Raw genomic sequence first — 12,407 nt, forward strand, 5'->3', positions numbered from 1 at the left:
ATGAGAGTAATTGATGAAAAAATATTAAAATTATTTTTAGTTATTATAAATTTTGCGTTAGTGATAAAGCTTATAATAGCTTGTTTTAAAATAGAGGAATTTAACTTTATATTTTTAGCCTTTTTATTTACTATGGGAGTATTGATCTACTTATTTTTTTCTAAGATACTTAACAATGCAAGGAAAAGAGTAATCTTTTTTATAATTACGTTCATTTTATTGGCAATAATTATTTATAAAACTTCTGGAATATTTATATTAAAGGAAATTGAAGTAATATCAGGTAATCTAAGAAATATAAATAATGCAGCCCTTAAGGCTAAAAGCATTAATTTTGAACAGTTTACTCACATATTCTCCATAACAATTCCTTTGATTATTGTTATTCTTATAGCTATCACTCAGAAGTTTATATATACCCCTTTGATTTTTTCAATAAGTGTTTTTATAGTTTTTTGGTATCAAATCTTCTATAAAAATGTTATTTCTAATATCCCATATTTCATAGGGACAATCATTATCACTTTAGGAATCGGAGAATATATTAAAAGATGTAAAAAATATAAAGTAAGAGAAATTAAAACAGATGTTAATATAATACACATGCTTACATTAATTATTATACTTTCTTTAGTAATTCCACAAATAGTATTAATACTGCCTCAGGAATATAAGGGTAGAACTGTAAATGGTGTTTTTACTTATTTTAAAAATGAATTTGAAAAGAAAAAAGAAAATGAAAAAAATCCGTCTTTAGAAGCGGTGAAAGGAAGTTTTTCTATTAAGCAAAGTGGATATAGTGATTCATCCACGATTTTAGGTGGGTCTATATCTATAAATCACAGAGAGGTATTTAAAGTAATTTCAGATAAGCCTTATTATTTAAGAGGAAAAGTTATGGACAAATACACAGGTAGGTCGTGGATAAAATCTGAGGAGAAAGTAATGAGAAGAGGTGAAGTTAATGCAACTTCAAATATGCCCATGTATAAACTTATACAGGCAACAAATGATGAGACTTTTGATATTAAAGAAAAGACTCTAACTATAGTACCAGAAAGAAACTTTAAAACTACTTCTTATTTTACTCCTAATAATAGTAATAATATCATTGATAATAATAAAAATTTATTCTTGGACTTAATTCCTGTATTTATGAGTGATGTAGAGATAAAAGAACCTTACAATGTTAATTACTTATCTTATGGCGGCTTTGATAATTATCTTGAAGGTATTCAAAACTCACAGTACAAACAAATTCCAATATTTGAGAATTATAGGTTGCCTCAAAGAAAGTTTGCAGTCGATGATTATTCTTATAAAGAATATTTAATTTCATCTATAGATACATCTAAAGGTGTAGAAAATGTAAATAGAGAAAGTACTATTTTAAATGAATTTATGTTACATTACATGAAATATCTTCAGTTGGATGCTCCTATAAGTGATGAAGTCTATGAAATAGTAAATAATATAATGAGAGATGAAGCTGAAACTAAAGGAAAATTTGTAGAGAAATTAACTACTCATGATAAAGCCTTAGCAATTAGAAGTTATTTAATGAAGAATTATAAATATGTTACTAATGTGAGAAATAATAGTGGATATAGTGATTTTGTTAGTAACTTTTTATTATTAGATAAAGAGGGGTATTGTACTTATTTTGCTTCTGCTACTGTAATGATGTGTAGAATTGCGGGAGTTCCAGCTAGATATGTAGAAGGGTTCAAAATGTCAGATAATAAAGGGGAAGATGGTAGTTATAAGGTCACTAATGCTGATGCTCATGCTTGGGCAGAAATACTTATAAATCCGTATAGGAATCAATGGGCAATAGTGGATTCAGCACCTACCCCAACTGAATATGAAGAAGCTCGACAAGCCGTTGAGTTAGAAAATACATCTACAGAAAGTAGTGCTAGCAATGAATCAGAGAAAAATAAACTTAATAAAAATCAACCTGGATTTGATGAAAGTGATAGTGAAATAGAAAAAGATAATATATTTAATCAATATACTGGAGTGTATGTATTTGTAGGATTAATGGCTATAATAATAGCTATATTTGTAGGAAACTTTGAAATTAATAAAATAATAATAGTTAACAATAAAAGTGCAATACCTTTATATAATTATTATTTAAAAAGACTTAAGACTCAAGATATAATAAAAAGTAAAAGTAGTGGAGATTTGGAGTTTGTGGAAAGTATTAAAGACAAGGAACTACAAAATAGGTTAAGAACTATTGTAAATTTAGTATACGATGAGTTTTATGGAGAAAGATTACCTGGAAAGTTTGAAAAAAAGGAATATTTCATGTATATTGAAAATTATATTAAGGAGAGAGAAAGATGGTATAAATACATTACTAATAAATATTTTGTATTTATTCTATGGAGGGACTAATGAAATATAAATTAATTTGTGTTGATATGGATGGCACATTATTAAATAATAAAAAGAAGATATCTCAAAGAAATTTAAAGGCAATTAATGAAGCATATAATAAGGGAGCTAGATTTGTGGTTGCCACAGGAAGAATATTTGTATCAGCCAATTACTATGGAGATATAATAGGGGTAAAAACTCCTATTATAGCTTCAAATGGAGCCTATATTAGAGAAAAAGATATGGATAGAGCTATATATGAAGAGTATCTAAACAAAGAGGAGTGTATATCAATACTAAATTTATTAAAAACACATGGTATTATGCCTCAATTTTATAGTACAGATACAATATACACAGAAGAGGTGAAACATTCAGCATTAGCATATAGTAAAGCAAATGAAACGTTACCTAGAAATAGACAGGTAGCAATAAGAATCGTAAGTCAATGGGAAAAGCTTTTTGAAGAGAACATAAATTTAATTAAAGTTATGGTAATGGATGATGACAAAGATAGAGTTAGAGTCGCAAAGAAAGATTTTTTGGAGTTAAAAAAATTTGAAGTAGTAAGCTCTATGGATGGAAGTTTTGAAATTATGAAAAAGGGAACATCAAAAGGTGAAGCAGTAAAGAAAATATGTGAGTATTATGGAATTAATAGAAATGAAGTAATTTGCATAGGTGATAACGAAAATGACCTTTCTATGATTAAATTTGCAGGATTAGGTGTAGCTATGGGTAATGCAGAAGAATTTGTAAAGAAGCAAGCGGATTATATAACCTTTAGTAATGAAGATGATGGAGTAGCTCATGTAATTGAAGAGTTTATATTAAAATAGAGTGTTAATGAAGTTTTTAGAACTATAAACTTTACATAAAAATAGAATTGAAGTATTATATTTTTATTAAGCCTTAACAGATTTATTTTTAGGAGGACATAAGAGTGAACTTAAATATAGTATTATTTCAACCAGAAATACCTCAAAATACTGGGAATATAGGAAGAACTTGCGTACTTACTAATTGTAAGTTGCATTTAATAAAACCTCTAGGATTTAGTTTAGATGAAAAAGAAGTAAAAAGAGCGGGCCTTGACTATTGGCCATATTTAGATTTAGAAATTCATGATAGCTATGAAGATTTAAGAGAAAAATATAAGGATGGAACCTTTTATTTTTGTACTACGAAAGGAACTAAATACTACCATGAAGCTAATTTTAAAGAAGGTGATTTTTTAGTATTTGGTAGAGAATCTAAAGGATTGCCTGATTATATAAGAGAAGAAAACAAGGAAAATCTTATAAAAGTACCTATGGTGAACACTACAACTAGGTCTCTTAACCTTTCTAATACAGTTGCTATAATTGCTTATGAAGGATTAAGACAAATAGGATTTGAAAATATGAAATAGGAGGTGATACAGTTTTGAAAAAAGTAAAAATTATAGCGGATAGTACATGTGATTTACCAAAGGAACTGGTTAAATCTCTAGATATTCATGTAATACCTTTACAGGTAACTATTAACAATAATACTTATCTAGATGGAATAAATATTGATATAGAAACATTCTTTGAAGAAATGGATAAAACTGATGAGATGCCAAAAACAAGTCAAATACCTCCAGCTAAGTTTGAAAGTATATATAAGGAATATATAGACCATGGGTATGAAATAATTTCATTACATTTATCATCAAAGATGAGTGGAACATATCAATCGGCTTTGATAGCAAAAGATATGGTAGGTAGTGATAATATACATGTAGTAGATTCGCAAAATGTTACCTGTGGACTAGGAATATTAGTACTTAAGGCGTGTAAACTTAGAGATGAGGGTAAAGATGCTAAAGAAATACTTTCAATTATTAATGATACAATTTCTCGTGTAAAGAGTACTTTAAACTTTCAGTCATTAGATAACCTAGTTAAAGGTGGAAGACTTAGTAAAACCACAGCATTTGTAGGTGGACTTTTAGGAATAAAATTAAATCTGGCCGTTGAAAATGGTGAGATGGTTGTAAAAGATAAGGTAAGAGGGAGTAAAAAGGCACTTAAGTATTTAATAGATTATTTAGAGCAGTGTGGAATTTCAGAAGAAGTTACTCCTATAGTTTTAAATGCAGCAGCAGATGAGGAAAATAGAAGCGTACTTAATGGAATTATAGATTATTTAAAAGAACATAATATTGAATTTATAGAGTCAGATGTTGGTTGTGTCGTAGGCACACATTCTGGGAAAAATGCTTGTGGTATTTTCTTTATTGAAAAAAATTAGTAGTAATTTAGAAATTAACTTCATAATATATAAGTAAAGGGATATGATTTAAAGTCATATCCTTTTTAAAGTTGATTTCTATAGAAAGTAAATGGTATAATTTAAATGAAATTATTTTTATATCTATAAGAAAGTTGATGAATACTACAGGATTAAATATCTTGCATTAAATATTGTCATATGATGTAAATATATGGTTTTATTAAGGAAGCGAAGAAGCTACCTTGGATTAATGGGGAATATATAACATTTCAAAAAGTCATATATTTAAATATTTTCCTATGAAACATTTTAAAATCTTAAAATGTTTCATATTTATAATTAAGTATCTGGTATTAACATTACTTTACAACTTTTGAAGGTTAAAAAAATATCAATATATTTTTAAAATTATATGAAAAAAACTTTACATTTACTAAGAATGAGTTGCTTTAGATTATCCTTATATAAAGATACAAAAGGATAGAAACATAGTGGAAGTGTTGCCACACAAGGTGTTTATTGATGGTTAGAAATAATATAAAAGTAGAAGATAATATTATGAACAATTTACAGAATATTTCCATTAGAAAAACTTTATAGAAACTATAGAAAAATCAAATAGTAAAACAATAAAATTATGTAGAATATTAAACAAATTTATTATATACTTATAGTGAAGAAAGCAAGTAAATAAAATAATAGAATTTGGATGACATTTTCGGGAGATGACCTAATAAATTTAGGTAGCCGAAGAAGCAAGTATTTATTTTGCCAAATAAATATGAAACTCTCAGGCAAAGGGACCGAAGGTGGACAAAACTCTGGAAAGCGTATATTGCACCGAAGGAGCAAAACTCTCAGGTTAAAATACAGAGGCATAAGGCGAGATATTTAATATTTTGTCTTATGCCTCTTTATGTTTATCATTAGGAGGTATTTAAGTGATTGAACCACTATTTATTGTAACTAACAATCCTATGTCTAAGGAAAAGTTTGAAAAAAAGTATAGAGTTGAGTTTATAGACGCACCGCAGTTGAATATACTAAAAAAAGTGAGAGATTATATTCATAAGGGGAATAGGCTGCTTACTCATCCATTGATGGGAAGCGTAAAACCTAATGAAACTCCTTATAGAACAGTTTGTGTTTCAAAAGAGGTGGTTAATGGAGTGGATTTACAATCTTTAGAGATTATAGAAAACTCTTTAGCTACCACAGAAAAGTTTCTAAAAGATTTTAACACTCCTCAATGGAGTGAAAAAATATTAGCAGATTTTCAATTGATAGATTCAGATTTAATAGATCATGCTATTAATTAAGGGAGGTATATTAATATGTCACAAATCTATGACACTATAATAATTGGAGGAGGCCCTGCAGGATTATCAGCAGGACTATATGCTTCAAGATCAAGAATGAAAACGTTAGTCATTGAAAGAGCTAAGTATGGTGGTCAGGCTACAACAACTGATGAACTAGAAAACTACCCAGGTTCAATTGAAGATTGTACTGGAACAGCACTAAGCCAAAGAATGAGACAACAAGCTGAAGACTTCGGTACAGAATTTGTTAAGGATGAAGTAGTTGATACTGTTTTAGAAGGTGATATTAAAGTTATTAAATGTAGAAAAGGTGAATATCAAGCTAAGACTATAATAATAGCAACTGGAGCAACTCCAAGACTTGGTGGATTTAAAAATGAAATAGAGTTAAGAGGAAGAGGAGTTTCTTACTGCGCTACTTGTGACGCGGATTTCTTCACTGACCTTGACATTGCTGTAATTGGTGGAGGAGACTCAGCTATCACTGAGGCTATATATCTTGCTAAATTTGGTGAAACTGTTACTGTAATTCACAGAAGAGATTCATTAAGAGCTGCTAAATCATTACAAGAAAAGGCTTTTGCAAATCCAAAAATAAAATTTATTTGGGATTCTGTTGTTGAAGAAGCTAATGGTGAAGAAATTCTTGAAAATCTAACTATTAAGAATGTAAAAACTGGCGAAGTTAGTACTTTAGATGTTAATGGATGTTTCGTATTCGTTGGATACTTACCAATATCAGAATTATTCAAAGGTAAAGTAAACATGACTGAAAGAGGAGACATAATAACTGACGAAGAAATGAGAACAAATATACCAGGAGTATTTGCAGCTGGAGATGTTAGAGAAAAATCATTAAGACAAGTAATTACAGCAGCAGCAGATGGTGCTATTGCAGCTACTAATGCAGAGCACTATATAGAAAGTTTACACTAGAACATAATTTATTTAATTTAGGTAAATTATATAATATATAAATATTTATAATTTGAAAGGTAGGTAGAATACAATGATAGAATTAAACAAAGACAATTTTGAATCAGAAGTTTTAAACAGCGATAAACCAGTTTTCGTAGATTTTTGGGGAGATAAATGTGAAATATGTATATCTTTAATGCCAGGCGTTCACGATTTAGAACCAAAATACGAAGATAAAATTAAATTTGCTAGCTTAAACATAGGTGGAGCAAGAAGAGTTGCTATTGGACAAAAAGTTTTAGGACTTCCAACTATGAAAATCTACAATGGTGGAGCTTGTGTTGCTACAATAACTCCAGATAAAATCGCTACTTTAGATGACATAGAAGGATTCATTAAAGAATATTACGAAACATTATAATTTGAATTATTTAAATCATTTGAATTTTAAGGGATTATTGGATGAGGAGGACGTACCTCCCATCTTTTAATAAATAAAAGTGACCTATATATTTTTAGGAGGTGAAGGTTTTGCGTCTAGAGATTGGAAAAGTATTTATAAAGGATATTCAATTCGGAGCAGAAACAAAAGTTGAGAATGGAGTTCTTTATGTAAACAAAGAGGAATTATTAAACGAAGTATCTGGAGATGAAAGAATTGCAAGTATCGATTTTGATATAGCAAGACCAGGTGAAGAAGTTAGAATAATACCTGTAAAAGACGTAGTTGAACCAAGAGTTAAAGTAGAAGGAAATGGTGGGGTATTCCCAGGCTTTATTAGTAAAGTAGATACAGTGGGTTCTGGCAGAACACATGTTCTAAAAGGGGCTGCAGTTGTAACTACTGGTAAAATTGTTGGTTTCCAAGAAGGTATAGTTGACATGAGTGGAGAAGGTGCTAAATATACACCATTCTCAAAAACAAATAATTTAGTAGTTATATGCGAACCTAAAGAAGGTATCTTACAACATGATCATGAGGAAGCAGTAAGAACTATAGGATTTAAAGCAGCTACATACCTTGGAAAAGCAGGAAAAGATATTGAACCTGATGAAGTGAAAATTTACGAAACATTACCAATCTTACAACAAGTTCAACAATATCCAGAATTACCTAAGGTTGTATATGTATACATGCTTCAAACACAAGGATTATTACATGATACTTATGTATATGGAGTAGATGCTAAGAAAATAATTCCTACATTTATTTATCCAACAGAAGTATTTGATGGAGCAATCGTAAGTGGAAACTGCGTATCTGCATGTGATAAAAATCCAAGCTATGTTCACATGAATCATCCAATAATAGAAGATTTATATGAAAGACATGGTAAGGACTTTAACTTCTTAGGTTGCGTTATAACAAATGAAAACGTATATCTAGCTGATAAAGAAAGATCATCAAATATGGTTGCTAAATTAGTAGAATTCTTAGGAGCAGATGCTGCCATAATTTCTGAAGAAGGATTTGGAAACCCAGATGCCGACTTAGTTATGAACTGTAATAAAATCACAGCTAAAGGTGTTAAAACTGTTTTAGTAACAGATGAATATGCTGGTCAAGATGGTATGTCACAATCATTAGCAGATTCAACTCCAAAAGGAGATGCTGTAGTAACAGGTGGAAATGCTAACGAAGTTATTGTTTTACCACCTATGAAAAGAGTAATTGGTCATGTGGATGCTGCAAATATTATTGCTGGTGGGCACATGGGAAGTTTAAGAGAAGATGGATCAATCGAAGCTGAAATTCAAGTTATTACTGGAGCAACTAGTGAAGTTGGATTTAACTACTTAACAGCTAAAGGTTATTAATAGAAAATAAAAAATGACTAAAAGTTTAATTTACTGATTATAGTTTAATGAGAAGGAGATAGATATTATGTTACAAGGAAAAAAAGCTATCTGTATAGGGGATAGAGACGGAATACCAGGACCAGCTATAGAAGCTTGTGTTAAATCAGCAGGAGCAGAAGTTGTTTTCGCATCAACAGAATGTTTTGTCTGAACAGCTGCAGGTGCAATGGATCTGGAGATCCAACAAAGAGTTAAAGATTTAGCTGAAAAATATGGAGCAGAAAACATGGTTGTAGTAATCGGAGGAGCTGAAGCAGAGGCATCTGGATTATCTGCTGAAACAGTTGCTGCAGGAGATCCTACATTTGCAGGTCCTTTAGCAGGAGTTGACCTTGGATTATCTGTATTCCACGTTGTAGAACCAGAAATAAAAGAAGAATGTGATGAAGCGATTTATGACGAGCAGTGCGGAATGATGGAAATGGTTCTTGATGTTGATGCTATTATAGAAGAAGTTAAAACAGTAAGAGATCAATTCTGCAAATATCTTTAATAGAAAAATATTCAATTAATTGACCTTTAAAATTATGGTTTTTTAGAGGTCAAGTCCCATGAAAGGGGGAAAACCTATGTTAAAAGTTGTTCATTATATAAACCAATTCTACGCAGGAATAGGCGGAGAAGAGAAAGCAGATATTAAACCTGAGGTTCGTGAAGGGTTTGTTGGACCAGGACTTGGGTTAAATGGATTATTAAAGAAGGAAGACGTTGAGATAGTAGCGACAGTTATTTGTGGTGACTCTTATTTTGCGGAAAATACAAAAGAAGCAAAAGCTGAAGTTATAGAGATGGTTAAAAAATATAACCCAGATCTATTTATAGCTGGACCTGCATTTAACGCTGGAAGATACGGAGTTGCATGTGGAGATATATGTAAAACTGTAAAAGAAGAGTTAAATATACCTGTTTTATCTGGAATGTACATTGAAAACCCAGGTGCAGATATGTATAAAAAAGAAGTATATCTTATCTCTACAAGAAATAGTGCTGTAGGTATGAGAGATGCTCTACCTAAGATGGCTAAGTTAGCTATTAAGTTAGCTAAAGGAGAAGAAATAGGTTCTCCAGTAGAAGAAAATTATATCGAAAGAGGTATAAGAAAGAATTACTTTGCAACTGAAAGAGGATCTAAGAGAGCAGTTGATATGCTTGTTAAAAAGATAAAAGGTGAAGAGTTTATTACAGAATTTAAAATGCCTGACTTTGATAGAGTTGATCCAATGCCAGCAATAAAAGATATAACTAAAGCTAAAATTGCTATAGTTACATCAGGAGGTATAGTTCCAAAAGGAAATCCAGATCACATTGAGTCATCTTCAGCTTCTAAAATAGGTAAATATGATATAGAAGGAATTAATGATTTAACTGGAGAAACTTTTGAAACAGCACACGGTGGACACGATCCAGTGTATGCTAATGAAGATCCAGATAGAGTTATCCCTGTAGATGTTCTAAGAGAACTTGAAAAAGAGGGTAGAATAGGATCATTACACAGATATTTCTATTCAACTGTTGGTAATGGTACTGCTGTTGCATCTTCTAAAAAATATGGTGAGTTTGCAGCTAAAGAATTAATAGCTGATGGCGTAGATGCAGTTGTATTAACTTCTACGTGAGGAACTTGTACACGTTGCGGTGCAACGCTTGTTAAAGAAATAGAAAGAGCTGGACTTCCAGTAGTTCACATGTGTACGATTACTCCAGTATCTTTAACTGTTGGAGCTAACAGAATAATTCCTACAGTTGCTATTCCTCACCCACTTGGAAATCCAAATTTATCAAAAGAAGATGAATATGCGTTAAGAAGAAAACTTGTTGAGAAAGCTTTAAAAGCTCTTGAAACAGAAGTTGATGGACAAAAAATATTTGAATAGCTGAAATTAATAATTTAGTAATTAGGGGATTACCCCTAATTACTAAATATATTAATATCAAGTTGGTTAGTTTGCACAATGTACAATGAATAGTTTTTATCCATTTATTATAGATTGTGCAAATTACAAAATTAATTATTATAAAGGCACATTATTAAGGGAGGTTGAATTTAAAATGAATTTTCCAGTTATAAAGAAAGCATCTTATATTTTAGTGAATACTCCAGATATGGTAATACATAATGGAACTACACAAACATTAGAAAGACAAACAAATCCTAACTCAGAATATTTGAAGGCTATAAAAAGCCATTTAAGAAGTTTTGAAGAAGTGGTAGCTTATGCACCAAACCAAACTTATATAGGAAACATTACACCAGAAGAACTAGGCGAAATGCCAAGACCATGGGTTGGAAAGAATATAGATAATGCTAATAGATTTGGTAAATTCGGAGAGATAATGCCACAAGATGAATTCTATGGTTTAATGAAAATCTCTGATGTATTTGATCTAGTTATACTAGAGTCAGCATTTGCTGAGGCCGTAAAAGAAAAATTAGCTAAGCACCCATTATTAAATTCAAAACTAGATAAAGTTATTGGAGATGAAATGGCTAAAGTTGAAGAGCTAGTTAATAATGCTGGAGCAGAAGGATTATATATAGATGGAAATCTTGTAGGATGTGTAAGAAGAGCTCATGAGTTCGACCCAAACCTTTCAGCTCATTACATGCTTGAAAACTTAGCAGTTAAATCTTCGGGAGTACTTGCTGGAATGCATTTAGTTGACAATCTAGATGTTCCAGTAGAGGAAATTGGATATATAATAGAATGTTCAGAAGAAGCAATAGGGGATATGAACCAAAGAGGTGGCGGAAATGTTGCTAAATCTATAGGTGAAGTTGTAGGACTTTCAGGAGCTACTGGTTCAGATATGAGAGGATTCTGTGCAGGACCTACTCATGCTTTAATAAATGCAGCATCACTTGTTAAGAGTGGAATATTTAAAAACGTATTAGTAATAGCAGGTGGAGCTACTGCTAAGCTTGGAATGAATGGTAGGGACCACATAAAGAAAGAATTACCTGTTCTTGAAGATTGCTTAGGGGGATTTGCTATTCTAGTATCTGAAAATGACGGTGTAAGCCCAGTTTTAAGAACTGATATAATTGGAAGACATACAATTGGTCATGGAGCTTCTCCACAAGCAGTACTTGAAGCATTAGTACTTGACCCATTAACTGCAGCTGGACTTAAAGTTCAGGATGTAGATAAGTATGCACCAGAGATGCAAACACCAGACATTACTGAACCGGCAGGAGCTGGGGATGTACCAACTCAAAACTACAAAATGATTGGTGCACTAGCTGTTAAGAAGGGTCAATTAGATAGAAAAGAATTACCAGAGTTTATAAAAGCTCATGGATATCAAGGATTTGCACCAACTCAAGGACATATTCCATCTGGAGTACCGATAGTTGGGCATGGAATAGATCACATTAAAAATGGAGTTCTAAATAACTTCATGATAGTAGGAAAAGGAAGTTTATTCTTAGGAAGAATGACTAACTTATTTGATGGAGTTTCTATACTAGTTGAAAAGAATACTGGAAAACTAGACAATGAATCAGGGGTAAGTAAAGAAGAAGTTAAATCAATGGTGGCAGATGCTATGAAGGATTTTGCAAGCTTCTTAATGAACTCTGATAAATAGAGCCTTTAAACTCAGAAGGAGGTTTACTCCTTCTGAAGCTTAAAATTACTAATTTATCTCTTTAATATAGAA

Annotated in this window: 11 protein-coding genes and 2 riboswitches; all 11 genes read left to right on the top strand. The window is 31.1% G+C overall.

Features of this window, described 5'->3' with window-relative positions:
• The 11 genes from B3W71_RS17865 to grdC all read left to right on the top strand — a co-directional run bounded on the left by B3W71_RS17865 (position 1) and on the right by grdC (position 12,335).
• On the top strand, positions 1-2,406 hold the full coding sequence (locus tag B3W71_RS17865) for a transglutaminase domain-containing protein (protein WP_346890296.1): 2,406 nt from the start codon (positions 1-3) through the stop codon (positions 2,404-2,406).
• A complete protein-coding gene (locus B3W71_RS17870) occupies positions 2,406-3,227 on the top strand; it encodes a Cof-type HAD-IIB family hydrolase (protein ID WP_346890297.1) in 822 nt (273 codons plus the stop codon). The genes B3W71_RS17865 and B3W71_RS17870 overlap by 1 nt, the downstream gene beginning before the upstream one ends.
• A 104-nt stretch (positions 3,228-3,331) precedes the next feature.
• A complete protein-coding gene (gene trmL / locus B3W71_RS17875) occupies positions 3,332-3,799 on the top strand; it encodes a tRNA (uridine(34)/cytosine(34)/5-carboxymethylaminomethyluridine(34)-2'-O)-methyltransferase TrmL (RefSeq protein WP_346890298.1) in 468 nt (155 codons plus the stop codon).
• Between the two features lie 14 nt (positions 3,800-3,813).
• Positions 3,814-4,665 (top strand): DegV family protein, encoded by an 852-nt coding sequence (locus B3W71_RS17880; protein WP_346890299.1) that lies wholly within the window; start codon positions 3,814-3,816, stop codon positions 4,663-4,665.
• A gap of 691 nt (positions 4,666-5,356) precedes the next feature.
• Positions 5,357-5,463, top strand: a riboswitch (glycine riboswitch).
• 3 nt (positions 5,464-5,466) lie between these two features.
• A riboswitch (glycine riboswitch) is annotated at positions 5,467-5,522 on the top strand.
• A gap of 66 nt (positions 5,523-5,588) precedes the next feature.
• Positions 5,589-5,966: a GrdX family protein gene (locus B3W71_RS17885; RefSeq protein ID WP_346890300.1), complete on the top strand. Its 378-nt coding sequence runs from the start codon at positions 5,589-5,591 to the stop codon at positions 5,964-5,966.
• Between the two features lie 15 nt (positions 5,967-5,981).
• Positions 5,982-6,905 carry a thioredoxin-disulfide reductase gene (trxB, locus tag B3W71_RS17890; protein WP_346890301.1) on the top strand — a complete coding sequence of 308 codons (924 nt, stop codon included), beginning with the start codon at positions 5,982-5,984 and terminating at the stop codon, positions 6,903-6,905.
• 73 nt (positions 6,906-6,978) lie between these two features.
• Complete coding sequence (locus B3W71_RS17895; RefSeq protein WP_343826950.1) at positions 6,979-7,308, top strand: thioredoxin family protein; 330 nt, start codon at positions 6,979-6,981, stop codon at positions 7,306-7,308.
• Between the two features lie 110 nt (positions 7,309-7,418).
• Positions 7,419-8,705, top strand: coding sequence for a glycine/sarcosine/betaine reductase component B subunit (locus B3W71_RS17900; RefSeq protein ID WP_346890302.1), 1,287 nt, complete (start codon positions 7,419-7,421; stop codon positions 8,703-8,705).
• 67 nt (positions 8,706-8,772) lie between these two features.
• Positions 8,773-9,240 (top strand): glycine/sarcosine/betaine reductase complex selenoprotein A, encoded by a 468-nt coding sequence (gene grdA, locus B3W71_RS17905; protein ID WP_346890303.1) that lies wholly within the window; start codon positions 8,773-8,775, stop codon positions 9,238-9,240.
• A gap of 76 nt (positions 9,241-9,316) precedes the next feature.
• A complete protein-coding gene (gene grdB, locus B3W71_RS17910; protein ID WP_346890304.1) occupies positions 9,317-10,621 on the top strand; it encodes a glycine reductase complex selenoprotein B in 1,305 nt (434 codons plus the stop codon).
• A 175-nt stretch (positions 10,622-10,796) separates the two neighbouring features.
• Positions 10,797-12,335, top strand: a complete 1,539-nt coding sequence (gene grdC / locus B3W71_RS17915; RefSeq protein WP_346890305.1) for a glycine/sarcosine/betaine reductase complex component C subunit beta — start codon at positions 10,797-10,799, stop codon at positions 12,333-12,335.
• Positions 12,336-12,407: the final 72 nt, after the last annotated feature.

The sequence above is a fragment of the Clostridium sp. UBA1056 genome (genome assembly GCA_002316385.1).
Taxonomy (GTDB): domain Bacteria; phylum Bacillota; class Clostridia; order Clostridiales; family Clostridiaceae; genus Clostridium_J.